The 17,578-nt window shown below is 54.5% G+C and carries 15 protein-coding genes; 11 read left to right on the forward strand and 4 right to left on the reverse strand.

What is annotated here, in order from left to right; all coding sequences use genetic code 11:
* Positions 1-4 precede the first annotated feature (4 nt).
* From F608_RS0115940 to F608_RS0115950, 3 genes are all read left to right on the forward strand, one after another.
* Positions 5-1,648 carry a DUF2868 domain-containing protein gene (locus F608_RS0115940; protein ID WP_022666651.1) on the forward strand — a complete coding sequence of 548 codons (1,644 nt, stop codon included), beginning with the start codon at positions 5-7 and terminating at the stop codon, positions 1,646-1,648.
* Complete coding sequence (locus tag F608_RS0115945; RefSeq protein WP_022666652.1) at positions 1,638-3,059, forward strand: GTPase/DUF3482 domain-containing protein; 1,422 nt, start codon at positions 1,638-1,640, stop codon at positions 3,057-3,059. Before F608_RS0115940 ends, F608_RS0115945 begins: the two co-directional genes overlap by 11 nt.
* Before the next feature lie 78 nt (positions 3,060-3,137).
* Positions 3,138-5,072 carry an oxidoreductase gene (locus F608_RS0115950; RefSeq protein ID WP_022666653.1) on the forward strand — a complete coding sequence of 645 codons (1,935 nt, stop codon included), beginning with the start codon at positions 3,138-3,140 and terminating at the stop codon, positions 5,070-5,072.
* A gap of 25 nt (positions 5,073-5,097) precedes the next feature.
* Here F608_RS0115950 and F608_RS0115955 read toward each other — a convergent pair whose 3' ends face one another.
* The 4 genes from F608_RS0115955 to yqeB all read right to left on the reverse strand — a co-directional run bounded on the left by F608_RS0115955 (position 5,098) and on the right by yqeB (position 8,295).
* Positions 5,098-5,868 (reverse strand): substrate-binding periplasmic protein, encoded by a 771-nt coding sequence (locus F608_RS0115955; protein WP_022666654.1) that lies wholly within the window; start codon positions 5,866-5,868, stop codon positions 5,098-5,100.
* 132 nt (positions 5,869-6,000) lie between these two features.
* Positions 6,001-6,792: a selenium cofactor biosynthesis protein YqeC gene (gene yqeC, locus F608_RS32230; RefSeq protein ID WP_022666655.1), complete on the reverse strand. Its 792-nt coding sequence runs from the start codon at positions 6,790-6,792 to the stop codon at positions 6,001-6,003.
* Positions 6,789-7,478, reverse strand: coding sequence for a nucleotidyltransferase family protein (locus tag F608_RS0115965; RefSeq protein WP_022666656.1), 690 nt, complete (start codon positions 7,476-7,478; stop codon positions 6,789-6,791). Before F608_RS0115965 ends, yqeC begins: the two co-directional genes overlap by 4 nt.
* Positions 7,459-8,295: a selenium-dependent molybdenum cofactor biosynthesis protein YqeB gene (gene yqeB, locus F608_RS32235; RefSeq protein ID WP_084681250.1), complete on the reverse strand. Its 837-nt coding sequence runs from the start codon at positions 8,293-8,295 to the stop codon at positions 7,459-7,461. Before yqeB ends, F608_RS0115965 begins: the two co-directional genes overlap by 20 nt.
* 416 nt (positions 8,296-8,711) lie before the next feature.
* Between yqeB and F608_RS0115975 the strand changes: the two genes are divergently transcribed.
* The 8 genes from F608_RS0115975 to F608_RS0116015 all read left to right on the forward strand — a co-directional run bounded on the left by F608_RS0115975 (position 8,712) and on the right by F608_RS0116015 (position 17,575).
* Positions 8,712-9,404: a GntR family transcriptional regulator gene (locus F608_RS0115975; protein WP_022666658.1), complete on the forward strand. Its 693-nt coding sequence runs from the start codon at positions 8,712-8,714 to the stop codon at positions 9,402-9,404.
* Positions 9,405-9,443: 39 nt separating this feature from the next.
* Complete coding sequence (locus F608_RS0115980) at positions 9,444-10,931, forward strand: aldehyde dehydrogenase family protein (RefSeq protein WP_022666659.1); 1,488 nt, start codon at positions 9,444-9,446, stop codon at positions 10,929-10,931.
* Positions 10,932-11,089: 158 nt separating this feature from the next.
* Positions 11,090-12,148 (forward strand): TRAP transporter substrate-binding protein, encoded by a 1,059-nt coding sequence (locus F608_RS0115985; RefSeq protein WP_022666660.1) that lies wholly within the window; start codon positions 11,090-11,092, stop codon positions 12,146-12,148.
* A gap of 131 nt (positions 12,149-12,279) precedes the next feature.
* Positions 12,280-12,816: a TRAP transporter small permease gene (locus F608_RS32240; RefSeq protein ID WP_022666662.1), complete on the forward strand. Its 537-nt coding sequence runs from the start codon at positions 12,280-12,282 to the stop codon at positions 12,814-12,816.
* Positions 12,817-12,885: 69 nt separating this feature from the next.
* Positions 12,886-14,187, forward strand: a complete 1,302-nt coding sequence (locus F608_RS0116000) for a TRAP transporter large permease (protein WP_022666663.1) — start codon at positions 12,886-12,888, stop codon at positions 14,185-14,187.
* 60 nt (positions 14,188-14,247) lie between these two features.
* On the forward strand, positions 14,248-14,838 hold the full coding sequence (locus F608_RS0116005; protein WP_022666664.1) for an amino acid synthesis family protein: 591 nt from the start codon (positions 14,248-14,250) through the stop codon (positions 14,836-14,838).
* 25 nt (positions 14,839-14,863) lie between these two features.
* On the forward strand, positions 14,864-16,033 hold the full coding sequence (locus F608_RS0116010; RefSeq protein ID WP_022666665.1) for an amidohydrolase family protein: 1,170 nt from the start codon (positions 14,864-14,866) through the stop codon (positions 16,031-16,033).
* A gap of 39 nt (positions 16,034-16,072) precedes the next feature.
* The gene (locus F608_RS0116015; protein ID WP_022666666.1) at positions 16,073-17,575 is read left to right on the forward strand and encodes an indolepyruvate ferredoxin oxidoreductase subunit alpha; all 1,503 of its coding nucleotides are present in this window, start codon (positions 16,073-16,075) and stop codon (positions 17,573-17,575) included.
* Positions 17,576-17,578 lie beyond the last annotated feature (3 nt).

Raw genomic sequence — 17,578 nt, forward strand, 5'->3', positions numbered from 1 at the left:
AAACATGACCCTTCAACTAAAAGATATTATCGATCTCGATTATCTTCTGGGCCTGGACGAACAGGTCATGGAGGGGAATGGGGGAGAAAACACCGGGTTGCGGGGGAAAAATCCAGGAGAAAAACCAGAGGATATCTCGGCCAGGGACCGGGATATTTTCAGGCAGCTGAACCAGGAGAATCTGGATGAAAAACAGATCCTGGCTTCCTGGCTGGAATTCAGACGACTGGTTTTCTTTGACCGGTCCGGCCCGGCTTTTCTTCCCGGAAAAGTTTTCAACCTCACCCTTGGCTGGGCGGCCCGGTTCTTGGTTTTTCTGGGACTGGTCACGGGGGTGGGCACGGCTTATTCATTCCTGGCTTACCACGGAAGCCGCCCCGTAAACGTCACCCTGTTCTTTACCGGTTTTGTTCTTCTGCCTTTTCTCCTTTTTATGGGCTCCCTGGTCTTTGTATTCCTGGGGCGCAGCAAATCCGTGTTCCAGTCCCTGATGCCCTTTCTGGCCTTTAAATGGCTTCCCAGACTTATCCAGAAAACAGGCCGGCTTGTTTTTGCTCCCGTGGAGGGTGGCCGGGACAGCCTGGACCATGTTTTTTCCCTTTTTTCCAGAAAGCGGCTTGAATACGGTCCCCTTTTTTTCTGGCCCCTGTTTGTTCTTCCCTCCCTGTTTGCCCTCTGTTTTTCCCTGGGAACCCTTGCAGGAACCCTTTTCAGAGTGGTGATCACCGACATGGCCTTTGGGTGGCAGTCCACCCTCAGTGCCGGTGCCGGCCACGTGTTCAGACTGGTCCATCAGATCGCCCTTCCCTGGTCCTGGCTTTTTCCCGATGCCGTCCCCGGCCTTGGCCAGATTGAAGGGTCCAGGATCATCCTGAAACAGGGAATTGAATCCCTTGCCACGGAAAATTTGGTTTCCTGGTGGCCTTTCCTCAGCATGGCCATCCTGTTCTATGCAATCCTTCCCAGGATCCTTTTGATTCTGGCAGCCAAGGCCGCAGGCCGGCAGAGGGTGAACCGGTTCGATTTCAGCGGGCCCAGGTTCAGAAAGCTTTTGATCCGGATGCAGACCCCGGTCATGGATATGGGAGCGGACGAATCCCTTCCCGGTTCCCTGGGCCGGGACTACCCCGATTCCGAAAGAAAAGAGTCCCCCTTAAAACATTTTGAATCGAATCCGGTTTCGGCCCAAAAGGACCGGGTCCGTAATTCCCTGGTTTCTCCCGTCCCGGCACTGATTCTGGCTTCCGAGTCGATTTACGGAGAAGAGGTGCTTGAATCCATTGTCCCGATGATCAACAGGCAATTGGCTTTTGATATCAGAAACCGGGTTCATGCCTCCTTTGACTATGAAACGGACAGGGCGTCCCTGGAGGAGCTGGAACAGGGCCTTCCCGGGCATGTGGTTCTGCTCCAGGAGGTTTGGCAGCCGCCCATCAGGGGGATTCTCCATTATCTTGTTCAATTGAAAACCCAGATGCTGGAGACAAGACCCCTGTGGCTCTTCCTCACCCGGACCCCCGGGGAGGGGGATCTTTTTGTTGATCCGGATGACATGGATGCCCGGGTCTGGAAGAGAGCCGTTGACAAGCTCGGGATTCCCGGGATTATGGTGGAGGGGCTTTCGGAAAGGATGAAGGATGAAGGATAAAGACGTAAAGGATGAGAAGATTGTTCCCGAGTTTGCCGTCCTGGGCCATCCCAACGAGGGGAAGTCCTCCGTGGTCTCCACCCTGACCGAAGACGATCAGATCCGGGTCAGCCGGGTACCCGGGGAGACAAAGGTTTCCCGGATCTATCGGGTCAAGGTGGACGGAAAAGAGATCATCCGTTTCGTGGATACCCCTGGGTTCCAGGTCCCCCGGCAGACCCTGGAGTGGTTCAGAGGGTATAAGGGAGACCCGGCCGTGATCCTTAAGACCTTTATTCAAACCTTTGGATCCGACCCCTTTTATGCAGATGAGTGCGAGCTTTTGACCCCTGTGGCCAGGGGTGCCGGTATTATCTATGTGGTGGACGGATCCCGCCCGGTTCGGCCGGATGATATCGCTGAAATGGAAATTCTCAGGCTTACGGGCCGGCCCCGCATGGCCGTTATCAACTCCAAATCCCGGGAAAAAGACCATACCGCCCAATGGCGCATGGAATTCCGGAAGCATTTCAACGCCATCCGGCTCTTTAATTCCAACCGGGCTGATTTTCATGAACGGATCCGGATGCTGGAGAGCCTCAAGGCAATTGACCAGGACTGGGAAGCCGACGTCACTGGGGTAATCCGGGCCTTTAAAGAAGAGATGAAACGGCGGAACCGGCTCACGGCCGCCTATATCACCCAGGCCATTGAAAAAAGCCTGGGCCTGGTCCTTTATGAGAAAATCACCCCGGAATCAGACCGGGTCATGGTCAGGGAAAGGCTTGGCAAAGCCTATGAAAACCGGATAAAAACCATTGAGAGAGAGTTGTTCAAGAATATCCGCCTGCTTTTCCGGCACCATCTCTATGAATTCGGCCTTCCCGACTGTTCCGTGCTTGATCATGACCTGTTTTCAGGCCAGACCTGGGAACTGCTGGGTCTGACCCAAAAACAACTGGCAACCGCCGGGGCGGTTCTGGGCGGAAGCATGGGAGTGGTGGCGGATGTGGCGGCTCATGGCCTGACATTCGGCCTGTTTACGGCCCTGGGCGGAGTCCTGGGCGCAGGATCCGCCGTCATGGGAGGGAAAAAAATAGCTGAAATCTCCGGCCCCGGGATCCGGCTCGGCGGAGACCGGTTCCAGGTGGGCCCCAATGGAAACCTGCAATTCCTCTACATCCTGCTGGACCGGGCTTTGATTTATTATTCCCAGATCGTTAACCGGGCCCACGGCCGGAGGGATGCTCCAAAGGAAAGGGGAAGCGGCAAGATCGGATTTTCATCTGAGTTTTCACCGGCCCAAAGAAATACCTGCGCCCGGTTTTTCAAGGCTGCCTCGGGCAGGGGAATTCTAAAAAACAAAAAGACCGGGCCCGGGTTTGCCGCCCTGGTCGAATCCTTGCTGGAAGAGATCTTCCAAGAAAAATAACTCTTGTGCAGCCGTCTCCAATCCGCCTATAAAGAAATTTAGAACCCATCCACGAAAAAATATCGGAGGCTGCCATAGATGTTATCCCATTTGTTCAACCCCATCCGGATCGGATCCATGGACGTGAAAAACCGCCTGCTCATGTCGGCCATGAGCATCAATTTTGGCGTGGATGAGAACTGCCATGTCACGGACCCTCTCATGGAGTATTTTGTGGAGCGGGCCAAGGGCGGAGTCGGGATGATGCTGGTGGGCGGCGGCAGCGTCCACCCGGGCGGACAGGAACTGCCGGACCTTCCCCAGATGTACGATGACTCCTGTATCCCGAGTCTCAGGACCATGGTGGAGAGGGTGAAACCCTATGATGTAAAATTCGGGGTCCAGCTCATGCACGGGGGCCGTCAGTCCTATCTCCCGGAAAAAGTGGCTCCCTCGGCCATCCCGGCCCCGGCCGTGGTCAAGGGAGAGGTCCGGGCCCTTGAAATCGAAGAGATCCGTGAACTGGTCTCCTGTTTTGGGGAGGCTGCAAGGCGGTGCCGGGAGGCGGGCTTTGATTTTGTGGAGATCCACGGGGCCCACGGCTATCTCATCAACCAGTTCATGGCTCCCAACTCCAATATCCGCATGGATGAATACGGCGGGTCCTTTGAGAACCGGACCCGGTTTTTGTTCGAGATTCTGGAGGCCGTCAGGACAAAGGCAGGCAAGGATTTTCCCGTGGGACTGAGGATCAACGGGAATGACTATATTGAAAACGGATGGGAATTGAAAGATACGGTGCGCCTGGCACCCGGACTGGAAAAGGCCGGGGCCGCATACCTTCACATATCCGGCGGAGTTTACGGGTCCACGGAGCTGACCATTCCCTCCATGTACACCCCCCAGGGCTGCTTTGTTCACCTGGCCGAGGCCGTGAAAAAGGTGGTGGAGCTTCCCGTGATCACCGTGGGGAGGATCAAGGATCCCAGGCATGCCGACCGGATCATTCAAGAGGGCAAGGCAGATATGGTAGCCCTGGGCCGGTCCATTATCGCCGATCCCCGTTATCCTGCCAAGGCTGAAAAAGGGGAGTTCGACCGGATCCGGCCCTGCGTGGGCTGCTGCCTCGGCTGCATTCACGCGGTTCTGGCCAAGGAGCCCGGGGGCTGTGTGGTCAATCCAAATGTGGGCCGGGAGTACAGGCTGAACCGGGAGGACGGCCAGGTCATCCCCAGGAAAATCCTGGTGGTGGGCGCCGGCCCTGCCGGTATGGCCGCAGCAAGGCTCTTTGCCCTCAGGGGACATGATGTCACAGTCTGTGAAAAAGAAGAGGCATCGGGCGGGCTTTTGAGCCTGGCCGCAAAAGCCCCGGGTAGGGGTGAACTGGATGATATCCTCAATTTCTTCCGACAGGAATTAAACCGCCTGGGTGTCGGCATCTGTTTCAATACTCCCTTGACGGCCGGGTTTCTCAAGGAAATCAATCCGGACCGGGTCATCCTGGCCACCGGCTCCATGCCGGATATGCCGGTGATCAAAGGTCTGTTTCAATCAAAGATGGCCCTGGTCACCAACGTGGACCTGTTGCGGGGAAAGGATAAGGCCGGAGAAAAGGTCATTGTCCTGGGCGGGGGAATGACCGGGCTGATCACGGCAGACTTCCTGGCCGACCCGGGAAAAGAGGTGGTGGTGCTCAACCGCAAAAAGAGCTTTGCCGAGGAAATGTCTTCCAATGACCGGTATTACCTGAGGGAACGGTTGAAAAAGAATAAAGTGGTTCTATATAAGAATGTGAACATCCGCTCCTTTAGCGACGACGGGGTCGTTTTCAAGGTCAAGGGGGAGTCGGAAGCGGTCACCCTGGCCGGGTTCGACACGGTGGTGATCTCGGAAAAGCAGCAGCCGGTCCGGGACGCCAAAAAACTGGAAAAAGAGAGCCGGGCAAAATTTCATTTCATCGGGGATGCCAAATCCCCGCGCCACCTCATGTACTGCATCAGCGAAGCGGAAGAAATCGCATGCTCCATTGATTGAGAAAATTGAAGCTGTATATTAAATTCTAATTGTCGATGTATTTTCTTACTATTTTATCCACAGTATGATCTTGATGAATTGACTCCAAAGCGGCGTTGAGTTTATCCATAAATATCTTTTTATCTTTGATTCCAGTCCCCTTTTTCCCGATTGCCATATAGATGCCTTTTTTGGGAAAAAAGGGAGAGCTTGAATAGGAGATCCTGTCCTTTAAATTCATCGTTTTTATCAGATACATGACTGCATAATGGTTGTCTATGAAGCAATCGATACGATTATTAATCAGTTTCTTCAGATTTTGTTCGGATGCGTTGACTACCTCTACAATAAAATTTCCATTTTCAATGGCTTGACTCATTTCTTTCGTGAATCCATATCCCCGTTTCCAGCCCACTCTTTTCCCGTTTAAGTCCGTCAGTTTTGATCCGGTAAATTTATGTTCATCCCCTTTTTTCATAAAAAGAGAATACATGGATTCATATCCCGGGATTGATGAATAAATTATGGTTTTCCGGGATGAATTGAGATGGCTCTGAATAAAACCATCGATTTTTCCTAGGGTTCCAAACAATACCATCCTTTTTGCGGGCAATGGTTGAATAATGGCTTCAAACCCGGCTCTAATCTGGGTTTCTTTGAAGATATCGACTGCGATTCCAACAAGTTTATCATTTTCTTCAAATACATAAGGCGGTGTATTTTCAACGGCTCCGAAAACCAATTTTTCCCGGGCAATACAATTTGTTCCGAAGAGTATCAAAAGGGGTACCACAACAAAAAATATAGATTTCCGCATGGGGGATCCTTTTTGCGATTTTAGGATTTAATCAATTGTAATATTGCGGATTTTTCACTTTCGGTTGATTTTATCTGATGGTATCAATTTTTTCTTTGAATATCAAACAAGAACCGGATCAACCTAGGGAAATTATTCCAAACCCGGCCAGACATATTTGACCGGGTTTGGGCTGTCCTTCAGGGAGACCACCAGGCAGGCATGGATCGGTGGGTTCTTTTGGGTGATTCTCTTGGCTATATCAAGTCCCTGGTCTGCCAGCTCCGGGGTGTCGGCCTTGTTGAGAATCAGGATTTTTTCCATGTTTTGAGCGGCGGATTTAAAGATCCCCTGTTCTGCCAGGGCCAGATCCGTCAAAAGATCCGGTGTGATGGGGTCTCCGGTTTTTCTGCCGGAAAGCCCGGCCAGGCGTTTGGGCCGGTGGGCGATTCCGTCGTCCAGGGCCCTGCCCAGGCAGTCCAGGCCGATAACGCCCATGACCATCCGGGTCTGGGGCGGGATTACCGGCTCATGGGGGGCCGGTGCCTTGACCGGCCTCATCCGGGCCCCGTCCGCTTCAATGAGAACAGCATCAAATACCGGATGATCCAGAACAGGAGAAAGAGCTTCAGGTTCATATCCCTTGATTTTGGAACCCCTGACTGCGCTGCCACCCACCCGGATTTCTCCGGCCCGGGGAAGGGGGGATCCAAGATCCTGGGCACTGCCGATCAGGATCCGGTCAAAATGCTGTGCCGGGATGCCTGGTTTCAGATTCTGGTTTCTGCCCGGATGAAACATGGCCGTGGTGGTGGTGATGAGAACCTTTTTCTTCTGCCGGGCAAGTTCCCGGGCAAGGGCAAAGGCCAATGATGTCTTTCCCCCGGCTCCCACAATGGAGATGACGGCCGGATCGGTCAGGGTCACGGCCTGTAGCAGTTTCATTTTTCTTCCTTTCGGGTCCGGCAGAGGGCCTGGAAGTCTTCCCAGGTATCCAGGTCCTGGCATATGGCCGGGGTATCTACCTCGATTTTTCGAAGGTCCGAAGCGTGGCTTTGGAAAAGGTCCCGGCCCCTGGTGTCACCGGTGAGAAGGCCCAGGTCTGAAAAGAACTTACGGTCAAAGAGGACCGGATTCCCCTGTTTCCCCTTAAAGCTGGGGGCCAGTATCCGGCCCGGGTGGTCGGCCGAAGCCCGGATCAGCCGGGTAATGACCCGGGAGGGTACCAAAGGCTGGTCCCCCAGAATGAACAGGGCCCCGGTGCAGGGACGGGGCCTGCCGGAGTCCTGGTTTTCAAGCTGTGCCACCCTGGACAGCCCGGTTTTGATGGAGCTGGCCATTCCCTTTTCATAGGAGGGGTTGATGGCGATGGAGATCGGCAGGCGGCCCAGGGCCTGCCGGATTTTTCGGGCCTCAAATCCCAGGACCAGGACCAGGGGGTCCAGGGCCGGGGGGCCGGCGGCCAGACTATTTTCGATCACATGGGCGATCACGGGCCTGCCGTCAAGGGGGAGCAAGGGTTTGTTCCGGCCCATGCGGGATCCCAGACCTGCGGCCAGGATAATGCCGGCCACCCGTATGGTGCCGGTATGCCCCCCTTCCGGGGTTCTGTCAGAGATTAAATCGTTCAAGGACAGCTTCCAATACGGCCCCGCCCAGGGCCCGGGCCTTGTCTGAGATGATGCTGCAGTATCGGACATCATCCCTGGGGTCCACGTCCCCGAGCTTTTTCCCCTGGGCCAGGGCCACCCCGTCGTGGACCAGTCCCCGGATCACGCCGCTGATGGGGGCGGTGACGGGCTGGTTTCCGATTCGGCCGATCTCCTGTCCCCGGCTCACCCGGTCGCCGATGTGGAGAAGGGTGCGGTAGGTGCCCGGGGCCGGCGCCCGGATGACACGCTCCGAAGAATAGCCCATTACGGCTTCGGGAACCGAGGTGTTCTCAAGGGCGGAACCCGAGGTAATCACCTGGCCCAGGCTGTGGCCCCGCTTTGTTTCAATGACCCGGTGAACGTCCCGGCCCGCTTCAAATCCAGGGCCCAGTCCAAGGACCAGTGCTGCGTCCGAGATTCGGGTGCCCAGGTTTTTTTTGGCGATGACGGCATCGATGAGAATGTCCGGGGGAGAGGCTTTGAGACTTTCCCAGCCGGGATCTGCCAGGACCGGGATATGTCCTTTTTCCCAGGCGGCCGGGATCTGACCGGGGGTCCGGGCCCGGCAGGCCGTGACCCCCTCCACCTGGATCCTGTCTTGGTAAAGAGCCTGGGCAAAGGCCACTTTTCTTCTTACGGCCGTGGGCATGGGGGCTTCCATTACATAGATGTTCCGGATCCGGGCCCGGTAAAGACGGCAGACAATGCCTGTGGCCAGGTCTCCGCCTCCCTTGACGGCGATGATAAGATCTTTGACGGCCCGGGGATTACCGGTTTTTTCCTTAGCGATTTTCATAGGGTTTTTATCCGATCTTTTCCACATGTGAACATGGGGATTTCCTTTCCTGGACTTTGACCCACATGGCTGACAAGGTGTAGGACAAGAGTACGGGTTTGTCAAGCTGGCTCTATATTTCAAGCTGCTTTTTTAAGTTATAAAAATAAAATACATAAATGGACTATTTTTTATAAACATAAATGTGCTTTTTATTTTGATATTTTTATGTTGACAATCAAAAATTGTCTATTGTATACAATATTGTAAAAGATTGATCAAGAAAGATCGGGACCGGATCCATGGGTAAAATGAGTATAAAAACAGAAACTTGATTTGAGAACAAATGCAGAAGGTTTAAACTGAAAGGCAGGAAGAGATTAAAAATTCGGAAAAAAAATATCTGCAGGCAATAAACGGCTCGGGTAAGGAGAGAAATGGAAGCCGTATCACTGGTTGAAATTGCCACCCGGTATATTGAAGAGTTGATTATCACCGGAAAACTGAATCCCGGTGAGCAGATCAAGGAGGATGATATCGCCGGCAACCTGGGGATCAGCCGTCCCCCGGTCCGGGAGGCCTTAAAATGCCTTGAAGGGGAAGGGCTCCTGGTCAGAAAGCCCCGGAAAGGGGCCTTTGTCTCACAGATGACTGAAAGTGATTTCAGGGAAGTCTACGGCCTGAAAGCGGAACTTTATGCCATTGCAACGGACCATGCCGTAGACTGCATCACCAAAGAGGAGATCAACCAGCTTCTTTCCTTCGTGAAAAGGATGAAAAAGAACTCCGGAACCGAGGCCGGTTCCATCCTTAAATACCAGGAACTGCACCATGCCTTTCATACAAAAATCATAGAGATCGCGGGCAACCAGAGGCTGCTTAAATTTGCCTCCACCCTGCATAAACAGGTGATGCGGTACAGCTTTATGACCCTGAGTTATGGGGAGCATTTAAATGCATCCCACCGCTATCACCAGCAGATCTTAGAATGTATTGCAATAAAAGATAAAAAGAATGCCAGGGAGCTGATGAAGGAACATGTGCTGGATGCCATGCATTTTCTGCTCAACACCCCGGGCATTTTGGAGAGCCTTCAGCCGATTTCAATGGTTGGGGCCAGGAGAGCTTGATATTTTTTGTGAATAAAGAACAAAACGTAAAGGAAAAAAATGGCAATTTTAGAAGAAGTAAAAAAAGATTACGGACAGTTAAAGCTCTATGTAAACGGCGAGTGGGTGGAGTCCCGGTCAACGGATGTATACAATAGTGTGAATCCGGCCACAGGGGAGACCATTGCAACTTTTCCGTCAGCCACGGAAGACGAGGTGAACAGGGCCATTGAATCGGCCCAGTCGGCACTGGCTGTATGGAAAGGTGTTCCGCTTCGCGACAAGGCCCGGTATCTTTTTGATTTGCGGGGAAAGTTCGAGGAGAGATTTGACCGGCTGTGCAGGATTCTGGTTCAGGACCACGGCCGGACCATGGGAGAGGCCGTGGGAACCCTGAGACGGTGTATCGAGAACATCGAGTCCGCCTGCTCGGCCCTGCTGCTGCTGACCAAGGGAGACTACGTCAGTGAGCTGGCCAGGGGGATAGACCAGACCCTGTACTGGGAGCCCAGGGGGGTCTTTCTTATTGTTACACCCAATAATATTCCCATGCATGCCTGGTCTTCCTATGTCCCCTATGCCATTGCCAGCGGGTGCCCTGTTATTGTCAGCCCCAGCAAGGAGGACCCTGTCTGCCTCCAGGCCATTTTTGAAACCGTGGAGGAGGTCAAGGGATTTCCCCCCGGACTCATGAATCTGGTCTACGGAGGACGGAATGTCAACGCCCAGATTCTGGAACATCCCCATGTCAAAGGGGTGGGATTCATCGGCTCCACGGGTGTGGGCCTGAAGTTGTTCAGCCAGGCCGGACGGCTGGGCAAGGAGGCTTCCATTAACGGCAACGGTAAAAATCACGTGGTGCTCATGCCGGATGCGGATTTTGATTCCGCCGTCAACGGGCTTCTCCGGGGCTGCTATGGTATGGCAGGGCAAAGATGCCTGGGCGCGGATAATATCCTGATCGTGGGCGACGAGTCCTATGACAAGTTCAGGGATGCCTTTGTCAAGGCTTCCGGTACAATGAAAATGGGATACGGGCTGGACGAATCCACTGAACTGGGTCCCCTGGTTTCCGAGAGGGGGAAACAAAACGTCCTTGATTTTATCCAAAAAGGGGTGGACGAAGGGGCCAGGCTGATTCTGGATGGAAGGGATGTCAAGGTTGAAGGTTGTGAAAAAGGGTTCTTTGTGGGACCCACCATCTTTGAAGACGTGGACCCGGACATGCATATTGCACGGGAGGAGTCTTTTGGGCCGGTGGCCAATCTCATCCGGGTGAAAGATCTGGACCACGCCCTTGACCTGATCAACAACAAGGACAACTACGGCCATTCCGCCTGCATCTTTACCAAAGACGGATCTGCCGCCCGGAAATTCACCAAGCAGGCCGATGTGGGCAATGTGGGGCTGAATGTCGCCGTTCCCCAGCCCTATGCTTTTTTCCCCCTGGGTTCCAAGAACGAATCTGCCCAGGGATGTGCCAAATCCAGGATCGATTCAATGCGTCTTTTCCTGGACCAGAAAACCGTGACGGAGAGGTGGGTGTAGACAAGGGGTCTGGCCTCGGCCGGTGGGGGAAGGGATCCTCACCGGCTGGCAATCTGCCTTTACATAGTAACGGGGCCTTTTGTGTATAGGTTGTTGGAAAGACAGCACAGAAGGATGATCATAACATGTTGAATCAGAATTTATTAAAGGAGTGAAAAATGAGTTACATTATGAAAAAAGTCAGAATCTTTTCATTCGTGATGGCCTTGCTTGTTGTTGCAGGTCTGTGCGTTGTTCCCCAAACCTTTGCCAAAGAAAAAACCTACAATATCCGCTTCAGCACCTGGCACGTTCCGGCCGGAGCAGATGTGAAAAAACTGTGGATCCCCATGCTGGAAGAGATGAAAAAGAGAAGCGACGGGCGGCTGACCTATACCATGTATGCCGGCGGCGCCCTTGGCAAGGGACCGGATCATTATGATATCGTAAAAACCGGTCTTTCGGACATGGGATATGCCACCCTGAGCTGGACTCCGGGCAGGTTCCCCTTAACCGACGTCCTTTCCTCTCCCATTGTCTGTCCGTCAAAAGCCAAGGCTGCGGAAGCCGGAAGGGCCATGCACGACAAGATGCTTAATTCGGAATTCAAGGGCATCAAGGTACTGCACATCAACAATTGCGTCATGGCCCATCTATGGACCACCAAAAAGGTGGAGAGCATGGAAGACATAAAGGGAATGAAAATCCGCAGTCCCGGCGGCCTCCAGACCCGGGCCATTGAGGCCCTGGGCGCCACCCCCGTATTCATGCCCCTGGGAGATGTCTACCTGTCCATGGAAACCGGCGTCATAGACGGTGTGGTCACCTGCCCCGCCCTGGTCAAGGCCTTTAAACTGTACGAAGTGGCCAAGTACGGCGTTCCCACCTCCTTTGGCTGTGTGTCCGAGGGTCTGTTTGTCAATGAGCGGTTCTGGAAAAAGCTTCCCGACGATCTGAAAGAGATTGTGGAGGATGTCGGACGGAACGCCTATAAAATAGCCGGGATCTTCGATGAACACTGGTACGCCGATACCATGGAGAGTTTTGGTAACGATATTGAAATCAAAGCCCTCAGCGACGAGGAACAGGCCCGCTGGGACACTACCCTGGGCAAGATGTTGGCCAACTGGGCCACGGAAATGGAGGGCAAGGGGCTTGAGGCCAACAAGGCATTGTCTCTGTTCAAGGGTGAATTGAACAAGGTCGGGGTCAGCTTTAATTCCTGCCCGGTTAAATAACCCCTTCTGGAAATGGCTGTTGGCAGGCCTTGATCCTGCCGGCAGCCAGGAGGGTTTTTTTGTTTCCGGTCCGGTTGCGGCCTGGCCGGAAACGAATACCCCCAGGTTGGATCTAAAGGAAACGAAATTTTATGAATTGCTTTGCTGAAATTACCATAAGGGCCAGAAAAGGGGTGGAACGCCTGGCCAATATCGCACTGTTCCTTGGAATGGGTTGGGTCATGGTCATGATGTTCCTGACCACGGTGGATGTGGCAGGCCGGTATTTCTTTTCCAAACCCGTCCCCGGGTCTATTGAGATGGGCGAATTCATGCTGGCCATATTCGGCATCCTGGGGATGGCCTATACCCATTTTGCTGGGGCAAACGTAAAAGTCACCATGTTGACCCAGGTTCTCCCCCCGAGGGTTGAAAGGGTCATTGAAACCCTGACCAATCTGCTCAGCCTGCAGATTATGGTTATGCTGACCTGGTACGGCGGGGTTCTTGGAATCGAGGAGCACCATGCAGGGACCACCACCGATACCCTGGGCATTCCCATCAGTCCTTTATACTGGCTGTTAAGCCTGGGCGCCGGTATCCTCTGTCTGGTGATCCTGATCCGTCTCATGGAATCGGTTCTGGGTATTTTCGGTATAGAGACCAGGGAAGAGGCGTCTGATACCTGAGCGGATCTGCAGTCAGCCATGATCCATCCCCTAGATTTATCCCATTGTTGAGTTAATAAGGAAGCTTGTATGGACCCCCAAATTATTGGAATTATCGGAATCGCTGCACTCTTTTTGCTATTGCTTATCGGCATGCCCATAGGATTCTCCCTGGCCTTTATCGGGTTCTGGGGCATCAGCATGATCACGGATATCTCCGTGGCCCTGCCGTCTCTGCTCCGATCCTTTTACGGAACTTTTACCACCTATTCTTTTACCGTGATCCCCCTGTTTGTCATCATGGGCGAGCTGGCCACGGTGTCGGGCCTGAGCGAGGGAATTTACAAGGTCGCAGACAAGTGGCTGAGGCGCCTCCCCGGCGGGCTTGGGATCGCGACCATCGGGGCCTGCTCCGGGTTTGCCGCCATCTGCGGATCTTCCGTGGCCACGGCCGCCACCCTGGGAAAGGTGGCCCTGCCGGAAATGGAAAGGTATAACTACGATACCCGCCTGGCCACGGGAAGTGTGGCTGCCGGCGGGACCCTGGGGTTTCTCATCCCCCCCAGTATCGGGTTTGTGGTCTACGGCATCCTTACGGAACAGTCCATCGGCAAGCTGCTGGTGTCCGGATTCATTCCCGGTTTCATCCTGGCTCTGGCCTATGCATTGATCATTGTCACCTGGGTGATGCTGAAACCTTCGGCAGCCCCTGCCAATCCGGAGAGGGTGCCTTTTAGGGATAAGATGGCTTCCCTGAAAACCATCTGGGAACTGATCGTGGTCTTTTTGCTGGTCATGGGGGGGATCTACCTGGGGTTTTTTACGCCCACGGAAGCCGGTGCCCTGGGTGCCTTTTTCCTCTTCGTGGTCACCCTGATGCGAAGAAAATTGACCTGGCCTTCGCTGAAGACGGCCATGGCCTCCACCACCCGGATTTCGGTCATGATCTTCATGATTCTGGCCGGAGCCTATGTGTTCACCTATTTCATGGCCCTGACGATGATCCCCATGACCCTGTCCATGACCCTTTCCAAGCTGGCCCTGTCCCGGTATGCCATTCTGGCGGTGATCCTTTTGGCCTACCTGGTGCTCGGCTGTTTTCTGGATGCCACCTCCATGATGGTATTGACCCTGCCCGTTATATTTCCTACCATTTTAAAGCTGGGATTTAATCCCATCTGGTTCGGGGTTATCTCGGTTTTGATGATGGAAGCCGGTCTGATCACCCCTCCCCTGGGGCTGAATATATTTGTCATTGCCGGTGTGGCCGATGTTCCCATGGAGACGATTTTTAAGGGGGCCATATATTTTCTTCTGGCCATATTTGCCGTAGTGATACTGGTTACTGCCTTCCCCCAGCTGGCCCTGTTTTTGCCCGGTATTATGGGATAGGGGCCTGCCGGCCTTTTATACTGCTACAATCGAAATTTTATATAGCAAAGGAGTAAAAAAATGAGTGACAAGCCTGAAATCAGAACCATCTATACCCTTGTGGAAGAAACCTGCATGGACGGGGTAAAATCCTTAGAAAACCCCACCCGCAAGGCCGCCTGTGCCGTTGTGTTTAAGAATCCCTATGCCGGGGTATATCAGGAGGATCTTTCTCTTTTGTACACCTGGAGTGAGGAACTGGGGGAGATGCTGACCCAAAAGGCCGTGGCAGCCCTGGGCATTGAACCGGAGAAAGTGGAAAGCTACGGAAAAGCCGCCATTGCAGGCCTGGCAGGGGAAAGAGAACATTGTGCCGCCCTTATGCATCCCGCCCTGGGCAAACCCATCCGGGCCAATGTGGGCGGAGGCAAGGCCCTGCTGCCTTCGGCAAAAAAAATGGGAGGCCCGGGAACCGCCATTGATCTTCCCCTGGGCCACAAGAACGCCGCCTATGTCCGGTCCCACTTTGACGCAATGGAAGTCCGGATCCCGGACGCCCCGGGACCTGACGAGCTGGTGCTCATGGTGGGTGTGACCGATTCAGGACGGCCCTTTCCACGGGTGGGAGGCCTGACCACGGATGAGGTCAAGGGCGAAGACGGCCTGAAATAAAAGATCAATTAAAGGAGGCAGCAAAGTGTCTGAAAATCAAGTTCTGCTTTTAAAGAATATCGGAACCCTTATCAGCGGAGACATTGACTCCCCGATTATAGAAGGTGATGCCATCCTGGTGAAGGACGGTAAAATCGACCGGGTGGGAAAGCTTGCGGATTTTGGAACCGTTGACGCAAAAATCATTATTGACTGCAAGGGAACCACGGTTGCTCCGGGTCTGATCGACTCCCACTGCCACTCCATCCTGGGGGATTACACCTCCCGCCAGAAGCAGGAAGGGTTCCTGGAAAGCGAACTCCACGGAGGGGTCACCACCATGATCTCTGCGGGCGAGGTCCATCTCAAGGGCCGACCCAAGGATCGGGCAGGGGTAAAGGCCCTGGCCATTCTGGCCTGCAAGTCCTTTGAAAATTTCAGGCCCGGCGGGGCCAAGGTCAAAGGCGGGGCCGTGATCCTTGAAAAGGGTCTGCTCAAGGAGGATTTCGAGGAAATGGCCCGGGCCGGGGTTTCCCTGGTCGGTGAAATCGGCCTCGGATCGGTCAAGGACCCAGCCGAAGCCGCAGTCATGGTCAAGTGGGCCAGGGAATGCGGCATGAAGGTCATGATGCACACTGGCGGAACCTCCATTCCGGGCAGTTCCACGGTCACTGCGGCCATGGTCATGGAGGCAGGGCCGGATATCGCCTCCCATGTCAACGGCGGCCCCACGGCCGTCTCCTTTGACGAGGTGAAAAAACTGGTCAACGAGACAGAGATTGCCCTGGAAATCGTTCACTGCGGCAATATGCTGGCAGCGGTCCGGGCAGGAGAGTATATTGCAGAGCAGAACCAGCTCCACCGGATCCTCATCGGAAACGATGCCCCCTCCGGAACCGGCGTGGTTCCCCTGGGGGTATTGCGGGTAATCAGCCTTCTGGCGAGCATGACACCCATCTCCCCTGCCCAGGCAATATGCATGGCAACGGGAAACACCGCCCGGATCCATAACCTGGATATTGGTCTTATCCAGCCGGGGAAACCGGCCGATCTGGTGGTCATGGATGCGCCCATGGGTTCCGTGGGCACCACGGCTCTGGACGCCCTGGAAGCCGGGGATATTCCCGGGGTGAGTATAATTCTGGTGGATGGTGAGATTGTGGTATCCAAGAGCCGGAACACACCGCCTGTAACGGTTAAGCCCGAGGTGGCCTGAAAACGGCCTTTGTAAGATGGGGAAGACAGGAGAACCGACATGCTGGTGAATGAGAGCAAATGCACAGGATGCGGATTCTGCATGAGGGACTGCCCTGTGTCGGCCATTACGGTCCGGGGCAAAAAAGCCCGGATCCATCCGGACCTGTGCACCCAATGCCGGGTCTGTTTCAAGGTCTGCCCGGAGCAGGCCATAACCCCTGACGGCCCCGTGCCCCGGGATGCAGTCGAGTGTCAGCACTGCCCCATCAAGTGCATGGTGCCGGAAAGCAGCATGGGTGCCTGCCTGCGCTATTGCAACGATAAAGGGGTTCTGGTCCGGACAACGGATCTTCACACCTATGAGGATGTGAAAGAGATCGCCGGTCAGGGGCCGGACCCCGTGATCACCCGGCCCGTGATTACGGCCCTGGGGGCCGGAACCACCTATCCCTGCTGTGAGCCTGCTCCCCACATCGTCACCGAGACCCGGGGGGATGTGGATGTGGTCACCGTGGTCACCGAAGTTCCCCTAAGTTACAGCTCTGTGATCCTGAAAATAGACACGGATGAAACCATCGGCAGGGAAGGCGACCGGGTATTTGCCGGAAAGCGGGCAGTGGGCATGGTGGAAACCGAGCAATACGGCTCCAAAATGCTTCACATCGGCGGGGTGAACCGGCTGACCGGAGAAAACGGTTTTCTGGTGGCCCGGATGATCACTGATATTGCCAATGGAAAAGAGGTGAAACTCAAGGTGGAAAACGGAGCCCGCCTCAAGGTCCGGGTGGGGCAACCGCCGGAGATCAACGGGAAAATCGCCCAAAAGATGCGCATCGGCTGCGGCAGTGCCACTCTGGGTATTTTTGCCCCTCTTTTCAAGGATGCCGCCGATGAGGTCATTGTTCTGGATTCCCACGTTACCGGGCTTTTAAGCCGGCACGTGGCCGGCGCCCATGTGGGGGTCAAACCCACGGGAGTGGAGCTGGTATTCCGCCAGAGCACCCCGGGAAGGTATTTCGGGGACCACGGCCAGGGCTGGGGCGGCACATCCATCGTGGATCCCAAAACCATTGTCCAATCCGTTGACATGGGGGTGGCCTGGGCCGGAATGACCCTTCTGGTTACGGAAACCACGGGTCAGAACGGAGCCATGTTCGAGGCGGGCCCCAAGGGAGAATTAAAGGAGATTCCCCTGGGGGACAAGGCCGCAAAGGTTCTGGCCTCCATCCGGGAGTCCTGCGAACCCTCCATGGTTTCCGGGATTTACACGGGGGGCTCCGGCGGAAGCGCCAGGGCCGGGGTGACAAAGTATCCCATTAAACTGACCCGGGCTGTTCACGAAGACAAGGCCCATCTTACGGTGTGCGGCAGCCCCGGGTTTGTCCTGCCCGGCGGCGGTATTTCCTTTATGGTGGATGTGGGGAAAGTCAAGCCGGGATCTTTTTACTGGACCCCGACCCCGGCCACCATCTGCCCCCTGGAGTACACCATGAAAAAGAAAGATTATATTGCCATGGGCGGTCACAAAGAGGCCATGAAGCCCTTCAAGGCCAAGGAATAGGTG

Source organism: Desulfospira joergensenii DSM 10085, from assembly GCF_000420085.1.
GTDB classification, from domain to species: domain Bacteria; phylum Desulfobacterota; class Desulfobacteria; order Desulfobacterales; family Desulfobacteraceae; genus Desulfospira; species Desulfospira joergensenii.

Excerpts from the sequence above, each read along its gene's own strand:
- F608_RS0115940 (WP_022666651.1), top strand. The coding sequence starts at position 5 with ATGACCCTTCAACTAAAAGATATTATCGATCTCGATTATCTTCTGGGC.
- F608_RS32240 (WP_022666662.1), top strand. The coding sequence starts at position 12,280 with ATGAATTGCTTTGCTGAAATTACCATAAGGGCCAGAAAAGGGGTGGAA.
- F608_RS0116015 (WP_022666666.1), top strand. The coding sequence starts at position 16,073 with ATGCTGGTGAATGAGAGCAAATGCACAGGATGCGGATTCTGCATGAGG.
- F608_RS0116005 (WP_022666664.1), top strand. The coding sequence starts at position 14,248 with ATGAGTGACAAGCCTGAAATCAGAACCATCTATACCCTTGTGGAAGAA.
- F608_RS0115985 (WP_022666660.1), top strand. The coding sequence starts at position 11,090 with ATGAGTTACATTATGAAAAAAGTCAGAATCTTTTCATTCGTGATGGCC.
- F608_RS0115955 (WP_022666654.1), bottom strand. The coding sequence starts at position 5,868 with ATGCGGAAATCTATATTTTTTGTTGTGGTACCCCTTTTGATACTCTTC.
- F608_RS0116000 (WP_022666663.1), top strand. The coding sequence starts at position 12,886 with ATGGACCCCCAAATTATTGGAATTATCGGAATCGCTGCACTCTTTTTG.
- F608_RS0115980 (WP_022666659.1), top strand. The coding sequence starts at position 9,444 with ATGGCAATTTTAGAAGAAGTAAAAAAAGATTACGGACAGTTAAAGCTC.
- F608_RS0115975 (WP_022666658.1), top strand. The coding sequence starts at position 8,712 with ATGGAAGCCGTATCACTGGTTGAAATTGCCACCCGGTATATTGAAGAG.
- F608_RS0115945 (WP_022666652.1), top strand. The coding sequence starts at position 1,638 with ATGAAGGATAAAGACGTAAAGGATGAGAAGATTGTTCCCGAGTTTGCC.
- yqeB (WP_084681250.1), bottom strand. The coding sequence starts at position 8,295 with ATGAAAATCGCTAAGGAAAAAACCGGTAATCCCCGGGCCGTCAAAGAT.
- F608_RS0115950 (WP_022666653.1), top strand. The coding sequence starts at position 3,138 with ATGTTATCCCATTTGTTCAACCCCATCCGGATCGGATCCATGGACGTG.
- yqeC (WP_022666655.1), bottom strand. The coding sequence starts at position 6,792 with ATGAAACTGCTACAGGCCGTGACCCTGACCGATCCGGCCGTCATCTCC.